At 64.8% G+C, this 15,591-nt stretch carries 12 protein-coding genes and 1 tRNA gene; 12 read left to right on the top strand and 1 reads right to left on the bottom strand.

The window, feature by feature from the left end; all coding sequences use genetic code 11:
* Nucleotides 1–18: 18 nt before the first annotated feature.
* The 6 genes from ACLKOZ_RS03505 (at nucleotide 19) to ACLKOZ_RS03480 (ending at nucleotide 7,452) form a co-directional block, all read left to right on the top strand.
* Nucleotides 19–1,626, top strand: coding sequence for an aldehyde dehydrogenase (NADP(+)) (locus ACLKOZ_RS03505; RefSeq protein WP_436472829.1), 1,608 nt, complete (start codon nucleotides 19–21; stop codon nucleotides 1,624–1,626).
* Nucleotides 1,623–2,951, top strand: a complete 1,329-nt coding sequence (locus ACLKOZ_RS03500) for an enolase C-terminal domain-like protein (protein WP_436472827.1) — start codon at nucleotides 1,623–1,625, stop codon at nucleotides 2,949–2,951. The genes ACLKOZ_RS03505 and ACLKOZ_RS03500 overlap by 4 nt, the downstream gene beginning before the upstream one ends.
* Before the next feature lie 96 nt (nucleotides 2,952–3,047).
* Nucleotides 3,048–3,965 carry an AEC family transporter gene (locus ACLKOZ_RS03495; RefSeq protein ID WP_436472825.1) on the top strand — a complete coding sequence of 306 codons (918 nt, stop codon included), beginning with the start codon at nucleotides 3,048–3,050 and terminating at the stop codon, nucleotides 3,963–3,965.
* A 95-nt stretch (nucleotides 3,966–4,060) separates the two neighbouring features.
* Complete coding sequence (locus tag ACLKOZ_RS03490) at nucleotides 4,061–5,188, top strand: L-talarate/galactarate dehydratase (RefSeq protein WP_337350473.1); 1,128 nt, start codon at nucleotides 4,061–4,063, stop codon at nucleotides 5,186–5,188.
* A 10-nt stretch (nucleotides 5,189–5,198) separates the two neighbouring features.
* The gene (locus tag ACLKOZ_RS03485) at nucleotides 5,199–5,903 is read left to right on the top strand and encodes a FadR/GntR family transcriptional regulator (RefSeq protein WP_436472823.1); all 705 of its coding nucleotides are present in this window, start codon (nucleotides 5,199–5,201) and stop codon (nucleotides 5,901–5,903) included.
* A gap of 175 nt (nucleotides 5,904–6,078) precedes the next feature.
* Nucleotides 6,079–7,452 carry an MFS transporter gene (locus ACLKOZ_RS03480; protein ID WP_436472821.1) on the top strand — a complete coding sequence of 458 codons (1,374 nt, stop codon included), beginning with the start codon at nucleotides 6,079–6,081 and terminating at the stop codon, nucleotides 7,450–7,452.
* Nucleotides 7,453–7,602: 150 nt separating this feature from the next.
* Here the strand turns inward: ACLKOZ_RS03480 and ACLKOZ_RS03475 are convergent.
* Nucleotides 7,603–7,685: transfer RNA gene (locus ACLKOZ_RS03475), tRNA-Leu, on the bottom strand.
* A gap of 375 nt (nucleotides 7,686–8,060) precedes the next feature.
* Between ACLKOZ_RS03475 and ACLKOZ_RS03470 the strand changes: the two genes are divergently transcribed.
* From ACLKOZ_RS03470 to ACLKOZ_RS03445, 6 genes are read left to right on the top strand one after another with little or no spacing between them, the layout of a single operon-like run.
* Nucleotides 8,061–8,804, top strand: coding sequence for a DUF3662 and FHA domain-containing protein (locus ACLKOZ_RS03470; RefSeq protein ID WP_337345199.1), 744 nt, complete (start codon nucleotides 8,061–8,063; stop codon nucleotides 8,802–8,804).
* On the top strand, nucleotides 8,801–9,283 hold the full coding sequence (locus ACLKOZ_RS03465; protein ID WP_337345198.1) for an FHA domain-containing protein FhaB/FipA: 483 nt from the start codon (nucleotides 8,801–8,803) through the stop codon (nucleotides 9,281–9,283). The genes ACLKOZ_RS03470 and ACLKOZ_RS03465 overlap by 4 nt, the downstream gene beginning before the upstream one ends.
* A 2-nt stretch (nucleotides 9,284–9,285) precedes the next feature.
* Nucleotides 9,286–11,043, top strand: a complete 1,758-nt coding sequence (locus ACLKOZ_RS03460; RefSeq protein WP_436472818.1) for a protein phosphatase 2C domain-containing protein — start codon at nucleotides 9,286–9,288, stop codon at nucleotides 11,041–11,043.
* Nucleotides 11,040–12,437 carry an FtsW/RodA/SpoVE family cell cycle protein gene (locus ACLKOZ_RS03455; RefSeq protein WP_337350469.1) on the top strand — a complete coding sequence of 466 codons (1,398 nt, stop codon included), beginning with the start codon at nucleotides 11,040–11,042 and terminating at the stop codon, nucleotides 12,435–12,437. Before ACLKOZ_RS03460 ends, ACLKOZ_RS03455 begins: the two co-directional genes overlap by 4 nt.
* Nucleotides 12,434–13,888: a peptidoglycan D,D-transpeptidase FtsI family protein gene (locus ACLKOZ_RS03450; protein WP_436472815.1), complete on the top strand. Its 1,455-nt coding sequence runs from the start codon at nucleotides 12,434–12,436 to the stop codon at nucleotides 13,886–13,888. Before ACLKOZ_RS03455 ends, ACLKOZ_RS03450 begins: the two co-directional genes overlap by 4 nt.
* A complete protein-coding gene (locus ACLKOZ_RS03445) occupies nucleotides 13,885–15,579 on the top strand; it encodes a protein kinase domain-containing protein (protein WP_436472813.1) in 1,695 nt (564 codons plus the stop codon). Before ACLKOZ_RS03450 ends, ACLKOZ_RS03445 begins: the two co-directional genes overlap by 4 nt.
* The last annotated feature ends 12 nt before the right edge of the window (nucleotides 15,580–15,591 follow it).

The raw sequence follows: 15,591 nt of genomic DNA, 5'->3' as shown, positions 1-15,591 counted from the left end.
TCCTGAGGAGTAACCACAGTGACACTCACCGGACATTCCCTGATTGCCGGCCAGCCCGTCGTCGGCGCCGGCAAGACAACCTTTGGCTTCAACCCCGCCACCAACGAGGCACTCGAACCGACCTACACGCTGATCACCGAAGAGCAGCTGACGACGGCGACCTCCGCCGCGGCGGCGGCCTACCCCTCTTTCAGCACCCTGCACCCGGAAACGCACGCCGCGTTCCTGGACGCAATCGTGGACAACATCGAGGCCATCGGCGAGGAACTCATCACCCGCGCCGGCCAGGAAACCGGCCTGCCCGCCGCGAGGCTTACCGGAGAACGCGCCCGCACCACGGGCCAGCTCCGGCTCTTCGCCACTGTGGTCCGCCAGGGCGACTTCCGCGGCGTCCGCATTGACCCGGCCATCCCGGACCGCTCGCCCCTGCCCCGGGCCGACATCCGCCAGCGCCAGATCCCGCTCGGCCCGGTCGCCGTCTTCGGCGCGAGCAACTTCCCGCTCGCATTCTCGACGGCGGGAGGCGACACCGCATCCGCCCTCGCAGCCGGCTGCCCGGTCGTCTTCAAGGCCCACAACGCCCACCCCGGCACCAGCGAACTCGTCGGCCAGGCCATCGCCAAAGCTGTTGCCGACGCCGGCCTGCACCCGGGCGTGTTCTCCCTGATCTACGGCCCCGGATCCAGCATCGGCCAGGCCCTCGTGGCCGACCCCGCGATCAAGGCCGTCGGCTTCACAGGCTCCCAGTCCGCCGGCATCGCGCTGATGCGCACCGCCGCAGCCCGGCCCGAACCGATCCCCGTCTACGCCGAAATGTCCTCGCTGAACCCGGTCTTCGTCTTCGACGGCGCCCTCAGCGGCTCCGCGGAACAAATTGACGCGCTGGCACAGCAGTACGTCACTGCCGTCACCGGCAGCTCAGGCCAGCTCTGCACCTCCCCCGGACTCCTGTTCGCGCCCGAAGGTGCGCTGGGTGACAAACTGGCTGCCGCCGTCGGCCGCGCGATCTCCGCCTGCGCCGGCCAGACGATGCTCACCGAAGGCATCGCCGGATCCTGGAATGCCGGCGCCGAAGCCCTCGGTTCCGCGAACGGTGTCACCGTCGTCGGGCAGGGCACAAAGGGTCCCACCGAAAACGCGCCCGCCCCCACCATCTTCGGCACCCACATCGGCGAGTTCGTTTCCAACCACGTCCTGCACGCCGAGATCTTCGGCGCCGCGTCCCTGGTGATCCGATACTCCTCCACCGAGGAACTCATCGAGGCCATCGGCCGGCTCGAAGGCCAGCTCACCGCCTCACTGCAACTCACGGAAGAGGACTACCCGACGGCGGCACGCCTGCTTCCAGCCCTCGAGCAGAAAGTGGGACGCATCATCGTCAACGGCTGGCCCACCGGCGTCGAAGTAGGCCATGCCATGGTCCACGGCGGCCCCTTCCCGGCCACCTCGGACACCCGCACCACCTCCGTGGGCACCCTCGCGATCAACCGCTTCCTCCGCCCGGTCTCCTACCAGAACCTCCCGCAGGAACTCCTCCCCGCAGCCCTGCAGGACACCAACCCCTGGCACCTGAACCGCCGTATCGACGGAACCGTGGTTGCGGCAGATGCAGAGGTCAACGCATGAGCACCCAGCCAACCATCGCAAGGATTGAAGTGGTCCCAGTGGCCGGCCACGACAGCATGCTGATGAACCTCAGCGGCGCCCACGGACCGTTCTTTACCCGCAACGTGGTCATCGTTACCGATTCGGAGGGCCGGACCGGCCTCGGCGAGGTCCCCGGCGGCGAGAAGATCAAGGGCACCATCGAGGAAGCCGGGACGCACATCACCGGCCAGCCTGTAGCCCGCTACCGTTCCCTGCTACGGGAGGTTGCCGCAGAGTTCGCCCACCGTGACGCCGGGGGCCGCGGTCTGCAGACCTTTGACCTGCGGACCACCGTGCACGCCGTCACCGCCGTCGAATCCGCCCTGCTGGACCTTCACGGCCAGTTCCTCGGCATCCCCGTCGCTGAACTGCTCGGCGACGGCCAGCAGCGCACCTCTGTGCCGATGCTCGGATACCTCTTCTTTATAGGAGACACCGCCCGGACTGACCTTCCGTATCTCGTGGAGGAGGCGCCGTCGGATCGCTGGGAGAAGCTGCGCCGTCAGGAGGCCATGACGCCGGAGGCTGTTGTTGCCCTGGCCGAAGCCGCCCAGGAGCGCTACGGCTTCAGCGACTTCAAGCTCAAGGGCGGCGTACTTTCCGGCGACGACGAAGTGGATGTGGTCACCGCCCTCGCCAAGCGCTTCCCCGAGGCGCGCGTGACCCTTGATCCGAACGGTGGCTGGCTCCTGGAAGACGCCATCCGCCTCGGCAAGCGGATGCAAGGCGTCGTTGCGTATGCGGAGGATCCGTGCGGAGCTGAGGGGCGCTTCTCCGGCCGCGAGGTCATGGCTGAATTCCGGCGTGCCACCGGCCTGAAGACCGCTACCAACATGATCGCCACGGACTGGCGGGAGATGTCGCACGCCATCCGCAGCAACGCCGTCGACATCCCGCTCGCGGACCCGCACTTCTGGACCATGTCCGGTTCCGTCCGCGTGGCGCAACTGTGCAACGAGTTTGGCCTGACCTGGGGATCGCACTCGAACAACCACTTCGATATCTCACTGGCAATGTTCACGCACACCGGTGCAGCTGCCCCGGGCGAAATCACCGCGCTGGACACGCACTGGATCTGGCAGGACGGGCAGGGACTGACCAAAAACCCGCTGCAGATCCGCGACGGCGCCATCGAGGTTCCGGACGCCCCGGGCCTGGGCATCGAGCTGGACCGCGAGGCCCTGGACAAGGCGCACGAGCTGTACCTGCAGCACGGGCTCGATGCCCGCGACGACAGCATCGGCATGCAGTACTACATCGAAGGCTGGTCCTTCGACCCGAAGCGCCCCTGCCTGGTCCGGTAGGACGTTTCGACCACCAAGCTTCCGCACGGCCGGCCCTCTTTTCGCAACAGGAGGCGGCCGTGCGGAATCACCTCAGTTAAATAGAAGGGCGCACTTTTGGGTGGCGTTGTCTCCGGAATACTGATCGTCTCCGCTGTCATTGCCGTAGGCTATTTCGCCGCCCGGCTGCGGATCCTGGGGCCGGAAGTCCAGGGCGCGCTGACCCGGACGGCCTTCTACATCACCAATCCGGCCTTGCTGTTTACCGTTGTGGCCGGAAGCGACATCCGCGCCGCCTTGGGAACAGATGCCCCGCTCGCGTTGCTCTCAGCAGCGATAGTGGGGCTTCTTTATTGGCTGGTGAGTTTCCTGTTCTTCCGCCGTCCGGTGGCGGAGACCGCCGTCGGGGCCATGGCGAGCAGCTATGCGAATGCCAACAATATCGGCATTCCGGTGTCCCTCTATGCAGTGGGGACTGCGCAGCATGTGGCCCCCGTGCTCCTGGTCCAGCTCCTGGTTCTGGCGCCGTTCTACCTCACTGTCCTGGGGCTTGCGTCAGGCTCCAAGGTCTCGTGGAAAAAGGTGCTGTTACAGCCGTTCGCGAGTCCCATGATCATCGCCTCCGGACTGGGTGTCGTCGTCGCCCTCACCGGCTGGACCGCGCCGGACCTGCTGCAGAAGCCCATCGACATGCTGGCCGGAGGTGCCGTGCCCATGGTGCTGCTGGCCTTCGGCCTCTCCCTTGCGGGCCGTGCTCCGCTGCAGAAGGGCGATGGCCGGGTAGAAACGCTCGTGGCAACGTTCCTGAAGATCGCCGCGATGCCACTTGTTGTGTGGGCCTTGGGCCGCTTTGTCTTTGGACTGGACGGCCAGCACCTGCTTGCAAGCGTGATCATGGCCGCGCTGCCCACGGCCCAGAACGTGTTCCTCTTCGCCTCCCCCTATGGCCGCGGAATGAGCGTGGCCCGTGATGTCATCCTGTGCACCACGGTATTGAGCGTTGGCGCGCTGCTTGTTGTCGCCTGGCTGGTGTAGCCGCCAACTGTCAGCTACTTGTAATACAAGTTTTATACTTGTATTCTAAGTAGGCGGGCAACGCAGCCCTGACAGCCAGCTTTCGAGGAGCACCCATGAGTACCGTCGACCTCATCCGCCATGTAAAACTCTCCACTGCAAGACTTCCGCTCGCTGTCCCGATCAGTGATGCCAAGGTCTTCACCGGACGCCAGAAGCCCATGACGGAGGTCGTCTTCCTCTTTGCCGAGATCACCACGGAGCAGGGCCACAGCGGTATCGGCTTCAGCTACTCCAAGCGCGCCGGCGGCCCCGCCCAGTACGCCCACGCCAAGGAGGTCGCCGAAGGCATCATCGGCGAGGACCCCAACGACATCGGCAAGCTCTACACCAAGCTCCTCTGGGCCGGCGCCTCCGTGGGCCGCTCGGGCGTTGCCACCCAGGCTTTGGCCGCCATCGACATCGCACTCTACGACCTCAAGGCCAAGCGCGCTGGCCTGCCGCTGGCAAAGCTGTTGGGCTCGTACCGCGACTCCGTCCAGACGTACAACACCTCGGGCGGCTTCCTCAACGCCTCCCTGGAAGAGGTCAAGGCCCGTGCCACGCAGTCCCTCGACGAGGGCATCGGCGGCATCAAGATCAAAGTGGGCCTGCCCGACAGCAAGGAAGACCTGCGCCGGGTTGCCGGCATCCGCGAGCACATCGGCTGGGACGTCCCGCTCATGGTGGACGCCAACCAGCAGTGGGACCGCGCCACCGCCCTGCGCCTGGGCCGCCAGCTGGAGGAATTCAACCTTGTCTGGATCGAAGAACCGCTGGACGCCTACGATTTCGAGGGCCACGCCCACCTGGCCAATGTGCTGGATACCCCCATCGCCACCGGCGAGATGTTGGCCTCCGTTGCTGAGCACAAGGGCCTGATCAACGCCAACGGCTGCGACATCATCCAGCCGGATGCACCCCGCGTCGGCGGTATCACCCAGTTCCTGCGCCTCGCCGCCCTCGCCGATGAACGCGGGCTAGGGCTGGCCCCGCACTTCGCCATGGAGATCCACCTGCACCTGGCCGCCGCCTACCCCCGCGAGCCCTGGGTGGAGCACTTCGACTGGCTAGACCCGCTGTTCAACGAACGCCTCGAAACGAAGGACGGGCGCATGATCGTTCCGGACCGCCCGGGCCTCGGAGTGACCCTGAGTGACCAGGCCCGGGCCTGGACCACCGAGACCGTGGAGTTCGGCGCGTAACCTTGAACGCATGAGCCGGAACCTGACCGCGGACCTCGCCGCCGACCTTCGCACCCGCATCGTGGACGGCGTCATCCAGCCCGGCGACAAGCTTCCCAGCGAGAACGCGCTGATGGGCGAATTCGGCGTCAGCCGCACCGTGGTGCGCTCAGCTTTAACTCGCCTCCAGGCCGAAGGGCTTGTGGAAACCGAACGGGGGCGGGGCAGCTTCGCGCTGACCCCGCCCGACGACGGCCCTCTTCCAGTCCCGGGCAGCCGACCGGTAGCCAGCGTGGAGGACCGCCTCCATCTGCTCGAATTCCGAATGGGTGTGGAGGCCGAGGCTGCCGCCCTGGCCGCCCGCAACCACACCGAACGCCAACTCCGGGCCATTAATGCCGCCCTGGAACAGTTCACCGCCAGCCCGGACCACCCAGGCCATGCAATGAAGTTCGACTTCGAATTCCACCGGGCCATCGCAGCCGCCTCCGGAAACCCGTTCTACTCGGACTGCCTGGCGGCCCTGGGCCAGACCATGATCGCGATGCCGCGCACCCGGCTGATGACCGGCGTCGAACACTACGCGCGTGACCACTTTGACCAAGTGATCCACGAGCACCGGTCCATCGCCGCAGCCATCGCTGACGGAGATGAAACCGCCGCCGCCGCCGCGATGCGCAGCCATCTGGCAAATTCCCGACGCCGGTTTAGGGCTTCCGTGCGGCCGTCTCCGTGAGCGCAAATGGGGCCCACCTGTTGTGATGCCCTGAGGGCATCAAACAATGCCATATACGTGTTGGACGCGCATCGAATTCCCTGAATACAGTGGACCACCTCTCTGTGTTTCACACCACAGGAGTTGAACCGGGTCCACGGACGGGCCCCCACCGCAATGCCTAAGGAATTTCCCCATGCAGTCTGTAGACACCGCTGTCACGGATGTGGCCCTGGCCACGAAGAAGTTTTTCAAGCGGGTACTGCCCATCATGCTTGTCATGCTGGTGTGCAACCAGCTGAACCGGTCCAACATCGGCTACTCCCACGAACACCTCGAAGCGGACGTCGGGATCGGCGCCGCCGCCTACGGCTTCGGGGCAGGACTCTTCTTCATCGCCTACGCGATCTTTGAACTCCCCAGCAACGTCATGATGGAGAAGTACGGCGCCAAGGTGTGGCTGGCACGGATCATGGTCAGCTGGGGCATTGTCTCCTTTCTGATGGCGTTCGTGCAGAACGAAATGATGTTCTACGTGTTGCGGTTCCTGCTGGGGGCCGCCGAAGCCGGCTTCTTCCCGGCAGTAATCTTCTACTTCGCCCGGTGGGTACCGGCCGGCCAGCGCGGCAAGGCGACCGCCATCTTCATCGCGGGCTCCTCCATCGCCGCAGCACTGTCCGGGCCCATCGCCGGCATGCTGCTGAGCCTTCACGACGTCCTGGGAATCCGCGGCTGGCAGTGGCTGTTCGGCTTCGAGGGCCTGCTCTCCGTGGTGGTGGGCATCATCGTGTTCTTCCTGTTGGACGCCAAGATCCAGGACGCCAAGTGGCTCTCGGCCGGCGAAAAGTCCGCCCTGGCCAACGCCATTGATGACGAGGACGCCCAGCACGCCAGCACTTCCGGGGCGAAGATCAACCGCTGGAAGATGCTGCTCAACCCGCAGATCCTGCTGCTTTGCGGCATCTACTTCTCCGTGCAGCTCTCCATCTACGCCAACACTTTCTGGTTGCCCACCATCGTCAAGCAGATTCCCGGAACAACGGACCTGAGTGTTGGCTTCCTGTCCTCCATCCCGTGGGTGTGCGCCGTCTTCGCGATGTATTTCGCCGCCAAGTGGCAGGACAAGGCCAGGTCCAAAAAGCCGCTGCTGGTGGCCGCGTTGCTGGTCGCCGCCGTCGGAACTCTGGCAGCCGCGATCGCCACCCCGGTCCTGGCCCTCGTGTTCCTGGCCATCGCCGCCATGGGCTTCAAGAGCGCGTCGCCGCTGTTCTGGACCATCCCGCAGTCCGGGCTGCACCCCCTGGTCCTTGCTCCCGCCATCGCGATCATTAACTCGCTGGGCAACCTGGGTGGTTTTGTAGCCCCGTTCGGGTTCGGCATCATCAAGGAGACCACGGGCAGTGTTGTGCCCGGCCTGTTCGCACTTGCCGCAGCCTCCACCCTGGCGGCGGGACTCGTCTACTTCCTCAAGGAACGCCGCACCCCGGCCTCGCCTGGGAAGGAACCTGAGCAGGAGTCCCGCAACGCAACCCCCGCCGAAGGGCTTATGGAGCCGGCCACAGTCCGCTAGTAACCTGTCCTTCCACTTATCCCCGCCCCGCGGTCCAATCCCCCACGCGATTCCAGGGGAAATGACCGTGCGGCGGGGATAAGTCGTCGCGCTGCCGTTCTCTGGACGCAAAAAAGCCCCGGTCCTAAGACCGGGGCTCTTTTATTTGCGTGCGCGAGGGGGGATTTGAACCCCCACGCCCTTTCGGACACTGGCACCTGAAGCCAGCGCGTCTGCCGTTCCGCCACTCGCGCGCAACTTCTTTTCCATGAATTGCGACCGGTTTCCCGGTTCCGCACCATGTAAAAGCAGCGAGATCAAGCATAACGGACATCGGCGGCAAAACACCAATTGAGCTCGGCAGCCTGGCCTACGCGGCCGATCCAGGCATGTATCAAGGCCACGGGAGCCACCGGCAATGAACCCTTTCTGACCGCGCGCAGATCGCCCGGAACGAACTTTTCCGCAGGCCGGGCCGTTGTGGATTAAGGTCATTCACAGGCCTGCCCAGTAGTATCTGATGTAGTAGTGCCTGCCGTCGGCGGGCCTACCGATACGCAGTGATCTGTGTTGCTGGTTGAGTTCCGGAACGAAAACTGCCCCGCAGTCGGGGGGAAAGGAGGAGGACCATGGGTTTGCTGGACAAGGTCGAGCGCGGCATCGAAAAGGCCGTTCGCGGTGTCTTCTCCACTGGTTCCCGGGCGCAGGTCGAGCCGGTTGAGATCGCAAGCCGGCTCCGCCGCGAGGTGGACCACAAGGCGATCACCATTGCCGCCGGCCGGACCCTCGCCCCCAACGTTTTCGACGTCCTGCTGAGCGAGGACGATTTCAAGCGGGCGCAGGAATGGGGCACTCCGCTGGCTGAGGAACTGTGCGATGTCGTCATCAACCATGTCCGCAGTCAGGGCTACACGCTCCAGGGCTCCGTGCGGATCTCATTCCGCCGCTTCGAAGAGCTGCGAGCCGGCGATTTCGAGATCAAGTCCTCCACCGAAAAATCAAGCGGGGCACCTGCCAGCCCAGCGCCCCGGCCCAATCTCCCCGCCGCCCCCAGCCGCCAGCCCACCCGCCTGCAGCCAGTCCTGGACATCGATGGCCAGCGCTACTCGCTTAATGCCCCTTCGATCATCCTGGGCCGGTCCTCCGAGGCCGACATCCTGGTTGACGACACCGGCGTGTCCCGCCGCCACCTCGAGATCCGAACGGCGAACGGGGTTACCAGCGCCGTGGACATGGGTTCCACCAACGGCAGCTATGTTAACGGGCACAAGGTCGCAGGCAGCACCGAACTTACCGACGGCTCCACCATCACGATGGGACGGACAAAGATCATCTTCCGCTTGCTCCCCGCCACCTCTGGTGGCCGCCCATGAGCGAACTGACCATTACCGCCCTCCGCTTCGGCTTCCTGCTCCTGCTCTGGGTGCTGATTTTCAGTATCGTGTCGGCAATGCGCCGGGACCTGATGGTGGGCCGCAAGGCCGCCGTTGGAACTCCCACTGCCCGCCAGGTCCGGAAGAACCCTGAACTGGCCGATGCCCCGCCGCAGCCCGTGAAGCAGCAGGCACACCAGCTCGTGGTCACCGAAGGACCCCTCAAAGGCACCACCATCCCCTTGGCGGCCAGTCCCATCCTCCTCGGCCGGGCCCAGGAAGCCACCTTGGTGCTTGAAGACGACTACGCCTCCGGCCGTCACGCCCGGCTCTTCCCGCAGGGCAGTAGATGGTTCATAGAGGACCTGGGCTCCACCAACGGCACGTACCTGGCGGACCAGCAACTTACCCGCGCCCTGCCCGTTGAGCCTGGCGTACCTGTGAGGATCGGCAAGACGGTCATCGAATTGAGGCCATAGCCATGGCCGATCCAGAAATTCCCGCAGACGAGGCACAGCCCGCGCAGCGGCCCCTCATCATGCGTTATGCAGCCCGCTCGGACGTGGGCCGCATCCGCGCCAAGAATGACGACTCCGCCTACGTGGGCCGCCACCTTGCCGTCGTCGCTGATGGCATGGGTGGCCACGCCGGCGGTGACGTTGCCTCCGCCGCAACCGTCCTGGACATGCTGCACCTGGATCACGGGGATTACGACGGCGACGCCGGCACCGTGCTTGCGGATGAAATCCAAACAGCCAATTCCCTCCTGTCCGAGCTGGTCCACATCAATCCCAAGCTCGCCGGCATGGGAACCACCGTCACAGCCCTGCTCCTGGCCGAAGGCAAACTGCACTTCGCCCATATCGGGGACTCCCGCGCCTACCGCCTTCGCGACGGCGTTTTCGAGCAGGTAAGCGTCGACCACACGTTTGTGCAGCGGCTCATCGATGAGGGCCGGCTCCGGCCCGAGGAAGCCGAGACGCATCCGCACAAAAACGTCCTGATGCGCGTTCTCGGCGACGTCGACGCCAGCCCGGAACTCGACCTCGACACCTTGGACGTCAAGCCCGGGGAACGCTGGCTTCTCTGCTCGGACGGCCTCAACTACGTCGCCGGGCACGTAGTGGAACGGACGGTCCGGGAGACGAAGGACCTCCGCGAATGCGTCGAGACCCTCGTTAACCTGACGCTGGAAGCCGGCTCACCTGACAACGTCACCGTGGTGATGGTGGAAATAGCGGAGGAAACGCGCGACGACGTCAGTACCGCCGCCGTCGAAATCATCCCTCCCGCGTCAGTCACCGCAGTCGTCACACCCAGCGAGCCCGCCGGTGCGGCGGCGAAGCAGCCACCTGCTGCCGGGGACGCGGCCGAGCCCAAAGCGGCAGTAGCGCCCTCCTCAGGGAAATCTGACGAAGAAGAGCCTGATGCAGGAAGGGCCGACGCCGAAAACCCGGACGAAGCCAAAGCTGATGCGGGGCAGGCCGGCAAGGACGAAAGCGCCGATTCCACAGACCCGCACCTCGGCGAACATCTCTCCGCCGAAGTCCTCCGGGAGGAACTGGCCTCCCGCCCGCACGAACTTGTGGGCGCCGCAGCCTCAGCGGCAGAGTCCGGCTCCATTCCCACTATCGCCGGCCGTACGGTGGCCCGACGCGCGGCCACGGTGCTGACGCACAAAGCCGACCCGCAGTCCGTCGATGCAGATGAATCCTTCCTTCAGCCCAGGCCTCGCCGCTGGGTCACCTGGTCCATCGCGGCCTCGGTCCTGGTGGTCCTCACAGTCGGGCTCTGGCTCGGCTACGCGTGGACACAGACGCGCTACTACATCGGCGAATACGATTCCCGGGTCGCCATCTACAACGGAGTCTCCCAGCGCCTCGGCCCCATTCAGCTCTCCAGCCTTGAAGCCGTGACGGAGATCCGGATGGACTCGCTGCCGCCGTTCTCGCAGCAGCGAGTCCGCCAGACCGTCCCGGCGCGGGACCTTTACGACGCCCAGCGGATCGTTAAGAACCTTGAGCGGACGGGCACTACCTCCCCGGCGGACGAATGCCCGTCGCCGACTACCGGCGCCACAACGACCCCGCCCGCACCGGCACCCACAGAAACGGCAACGCCCGCACCGGCACCCACAGAAACGGCAACGCCCGCACCCTCTCCGTCGGAGCCGGCAGCAGCGCCGGCTCCCACGTCGCCCTCACCAAGTCCTACTGTCACCTGCGAGGGCACCCCATGAGCCAGCTAAGTACTATCCCCAAACCCAGGCGGAACGTCGAACTGCTGTTGTTGTTGCTTGCCCTGTCGGTGGGAATCGGCGCCAACATGTTGGTCGGTGTGGATCAGGAAAAGGCGTTTGATACCGATTTCTGGTTCCAGTCCAGCCTGCTCGCCGTCGCTGCACTGGCATTCCATGTGGTCCTGCGGATCCGGGCGAAATATGCCGATCCGGTGATACTTCCTCTTGTTGTAGCGCTAAACGGTCTCGGCCTCGCTATGATCCACCGACTGGACGGGCCCGGCGACGACACCGGCAACGACCAGCTCCGCTGGACATTGGTCGCTATGGCCGTGGCGATCGCCGTCATTTGGTTCCTCAAGGACCACCGGGTCCTCCGACGCTTCACTTATATTTCCCTGGCAGCCAGCGCACTCTTGCTCGTCTTGCCGCTGGTACCGGGAATCACAGCCGGCGAAATCCTGGGCGCCCGTGTGTGGATCAGACTCGGTCCATGGACCTTTCAGCCGGGCGAAATTGCCAAGATTACGCTTGCCATCTTCTTCGCAGGTTACCTTTCGTCAAACAGGGACCTGATCCTGCTGGCGGGGCGGAAGATCGGCCCGCTGCAGTTCCCTCGGTTCAAGGACATGGGGCCGATGATCACCGCCTGGCTGGTGAGCATCGGCGTGCTCATCTTCCAGCGGGACCTTGGTTCCTCTGTCCTGTTCTTCGGCCTGTTCATCGTGATGATCTACGTGGCCACCAGCCGGATCAGCTGGGTAGTGATCGGCGTAGCACTCATCCTGGGCGGCGGCTTTGTGGCTTCGAAGGTGTTCTCCCACGTTGGCCTGCGCATTGATGGCTGGCTCAACGCCTTCACCGACGAGGTCTATGGACGGCAGTTCGGCGGCAGCTTCCAGATTGTTGAAGGCCTCTTTGGCATGGCCAACGGTGGCCTCGTAGGGACGGGTCTCGGACAGGGCAGGCCCAACCTCGTGCCCTTTTCCAACAGCGACATGATCATCGCCTCGTTCGGTGAAGAGCTCGGACTCATCGGGCTGTTCGCCATCGTCATGATGTTCCTGCTGCTCTTCACGCGCGGCTTCCGGGCTGCCCTGGGCACCCGCGACGCCTTCGGTAAGCTCCTCGCCTGCGGCCTGTCGTTTGCCATCGCGCTGCAGTGCTTTGTGGTGATAGGCGGCGTCACGCGCCTCATTCCGCTGACCGGCCTGACCACACCCTTCCTGGCAGCAGGCGGTTCCTCATTGCTCGCCAACTGGATCATCGTGGGCCTGTTGCTCATGATTTCGCACACGGCAAGGGGGCCAGTGGACACTACCCCGCTGCCGCCTGCCAAGGGCGCAGAGTCCAACGGCATTGACACACCAACCGAGGCGGTGAAGCACCTGTGAACCAGGCAATACGAAACTCATGGGTCGCCGCGATCGCGATGTTCGCACTGATTTTCGGTGCTCTGAGCTACGTGCAAGTGATCGGGGCGGACGACCTCAAGGCCAACGCCTGGAACAAGCGCGCCATCCTGCAGGACTACTGCAATGACCGGGGTGCCATCATTGTGGGCGGCACGCCGATAGCCGAGTCGGTTGAAGGCTCGGAGACGTGCAAGTTCCAGCGCACCTATTCCCAGCCCGAACTCTATGCAGGCATCACCGGCTATTTCTCTCAAAACTATGGAGCCACAGGGCTGGAAATTGCGATGAATGACCAGCTGGCCGGCAGCTCCGACCAGCAGTTCCTGGACCGGATAGGCCAGCTGTTCCTCGGAAACCAGCCCAAGGGCGCCTCGGTGGAGCTGACCATCGATCCTCGGATCCAACAACTCGCTTACGACCTGATCCCGGACGGACAGCGCGGTTCCATTGTGGTGACCAACCCCAAGACCGGTGCCATCCTGGCCATGGTGTCGAAGCCCTCCTACAACCCCAACCTCATCGCCACCCAGGACCCCACTGCTGAGAGCACGAATATCAACGAGCTCGTCAAGGTCCCCGGCATCAACCTGAACCAGTCGGTCAGCGGCCCGACCGGCGAGCTCCTAGCCCCCGGCTCTGTGTTCAAGCTCGTTGACACCGCCGCGGCGCTGAATTCGGGCAAGTACAACAAGGACAGCCAGCTACCCAACCCTGCCGAGATGCCCTTCACCGGCATCTCGTACAAGCTCCCCAACTATGCCGGGGGCAACTGCTACACCAGGGACACGGCTTCCTTCGCCTTCGCCCTGCAGCAGTCATGCAACACGCCCTTCGCCAGCATCGCCCTGGATCTGGGGCGCGACGCCATCGCCGAACAGGCGAAGAAGTTCGGGTTTGGCGAGAGTCTGGGGGACCAGCTGAAACTTGATTACGCTCTGCAGGGCTTCCCCGATAACTTGGACGAACCGGGGCTGGCCCAGTCCGCTATCGGCCAAAAAGATGTCCGGGCAACGCCGCTCCAGATTGCGCTGATGACGGCGGCAATAGCGAACGATGGCGTCCAGATGAGCCCAAACCTGGTCAAGACCCTTCGCTCACCGGACCTCCGCGTCCTGGAAGAACCCCAGCCGACGCCTCTGCGCACGTCAACCACGCCCGACATCGCCAACCAGATCACCGAATGGATGACCAGTGCGGTGAGCGAGGGCATCGCCCGCGGCGCGGCCGTTCCCGGCGTTCAGGTGGCCGGCAAGACAGGTACGGCGGAATTGGGCAATGGCCTGAACAACTCCTGGTTCACGGGCTTTGCCCCCGCGAACAACCCGCAGGTGGGTGTCACGATCGTCATGGAAGGCGTAGACATCACCACCGGCGCACAGCTAACCAGTCCGAACGCGAAGAAGATTTTTGAGGCGGTGTTGAATAAGTGAGGCCTACAACAGGAATCACCCTCGGCGGCAGATTCCAGCTGACCACGCGGATTGCGATCGGCGGCATGGGAGAGGTTTGGAAAGCCAAGGACCAGGTCCTGGGCCGGATCGTCGCCATCAAGGTGCTCAAGGAGGAATACACCGGTGACCCCGGCTTCCTGCAGAGGTTCCGTGCCGAGGCACGCCACACCGCGCTCCTGAACCACGTGGGCATCGCAAATGTCTTTGACTACGGCGAGGAAGAGGGCTCCGCCTACCTCGTGATGGAACTCGTCCCGGGCCAGCCGCTGAGCAGCATCATCGAGCACGAGCAGGTGCTGTCCCCGGACCGGACCCTGTCCATGATCGCGCAGACCGCCCGGGCTTTGTCCGTCGCCCACGCCCAGGGACTGGTCCACCGCGACATCAAGCCGGGCAACCTGCTGATCACTCCCGACGGCCGGGTCAAGGTCACCGATTTCGGCATTGCCCGCCTGGCCGACCAGGTCCCGCTGACGCAGACCGGGCAGGTGATGGGCACGGCCCAGTACCTCGCCCCGGAGCAGGCAACAGGCCAGACCGCCACTGGTGCCTCGGACATCTATTCGCTCGGAGTGATCGGCTACGAGTGCCTTACCGGGCACCGGCCGTTCTCCGGCGAATCCCAGATCGCCATTGCCCTTGCGCAGGTCAACGATGCCCCGCCGCCGCTGCCCGATACGCTGCCCAAACCCGTCCGTGCCCTCCTGATGTCCATGTTGGCCAAGGATCCCAAGAACCGGCCGGCCAACGCCATCAAGCTGTCCGAGGCCGCCGAGGCTATCCGCAACGGCGACATCAGCGCCGCACACGCCGCCGTCCCCGGAATGCTGTTGTTCGAAGCTGCCACCGGCCCGATCACGGCCCCGGTGAATGTTGCCACCGCGCCCACGGGCATCATCGGCGGGCAGAAGGACAGCTCCATCACGTCCACGTCCGCACTGCCGGTACTGGGTGCCGCTGCCGCAGGTGCGGCAGGCGGCGCCGCAGCGGGCGCTGCTGCTGCCAACGCCGCCGGCACCGGCACCGGCGCCGCCAGTACGCTGTCGCGGGCCGATGCGCTTGCTGCAGAACGCTCCTGGGTCCAGGAAGAGGAGACATACGACGACGAACCTGCCGACGAGCCCCAGCGCCGGGGCCGGAGCCCTTGGACTTGGCCCCTGATCGCCCTGATCCTGCTGGTGCTCTTCGCGCTGGTCGGTTTCTTCCTGTCCCAGCAAGGCATCCTGTTCCCTCCGAGCAATCCCACCAGCTCTGCGCCCAGCACGACATCGAGCAGCCCAAGTCCGACAACAACGTCCGCAACGCCCACTCCCACGTTGACGACGCCACCGCCAACGCCCACGCCCACCCCGACGCCCGAAACCGTAAACATCATTTCCGCGGCTTACCTGGGCAAGGATTACCGCCAGGTCCAGTCCTCCTTGGAAGCGTTGGGCCTCTCGGTGACCGTCCTTCCGCAGCAGAGTGCTGAGACGGCCGGAACGGTACTGGAAATCAACCCGACCGGAACCGTTCCCAAGGGCACGGCTGTCACCGTCATCTACGCCGTACCGCTCCCGACGGCCACTCCGGTTCCAACCACGACGCCGAAGGCCACCGCCAGCGAGACCGCCCTGCCCGACTGCACCACCGGCCAGCTGCCGGGCGTGCCCGCCACCTGCAAGCCGTAGCCTCCGGGACGC

The organism is Arthrobacter sp. R4 (assembly GCF_051365025.1).
Taxonomy (GTDB): Bacteria; Actinomycetota; Actinomycetes; order Actinomycetales; family Micrococcaceae; genus Arthrobacter.
The sequence above is the reverse complement of the archived record's forward strand: the minus strand, read 5'-3'. Positions and strand labels throughout refer to the sequence as shown.

What these genes read in the sequence shown, in the direction of transcription:
- ACLKOZ_RS03460 (WP_436472818.1), top strand. Translation starts at nt 9,286, where the DNA reads ATGGCCGATCCAGAAATTCCCGCAGACGAGGCACAGCCCGCGCAGCGG.
- ACLKOZ_RS03500 (WP_436472827.1), top strand. Translation starts at nt 1,623, where the DNA reads ATGAGCACCCAGCCAACCATCGCAAGGATTGAAGTGGTCCCAGTGGCC.
- ACLKOZ_RS03485 (WP_436472823.1), top strand. Translation starts at nt 5,199, where the DNA reads ATGAGCCGGAACCTGACCGCGGACCTCGCCGCCGACCTTCGCACCCGC.
- ACLKOZ_RS03465 (WP_337345198.1), top strand. Translation starts at nt 8,801, where the DNA reads ATGAGCGAACTGACCATTACCGCCCTCCGCTTCGGCTTCCTGCTCCTG.
- ACLKOZ_RS03470 (WP_337345199.1), top strand. Translation starts at nt 8,061, where the DNA reads ATGGGTTTGCTGGACAAGGTCGAGCGCGGCATCGAAAAGGCCGTTCGC.
- ACLKOZ_RS03490 (WP_337350473.1), top strand. Translation starts at nt 4,061, where the DNA reads ATGAGTACCGTCGACCTCATCCGCCATGTAAAACTCTCCACTGCAAGA.
- ACLKOZ_RS03455 (WP_337350469.1), top strand. Translation starts at nt 11,040, where the DNA reads ATGAGCCAGCTAAGTACTATCCCCAAACCCAGGCGGAACGTCGAACTG.
- ACLKOZ_RS03480 (WP_436472821.1), top strand. Translation starts at nt 6,079, where the DNA reads ATGCAGTCTGTAGACACCGCTGTCACGGATGTGGCCCTGGCCACGAAG.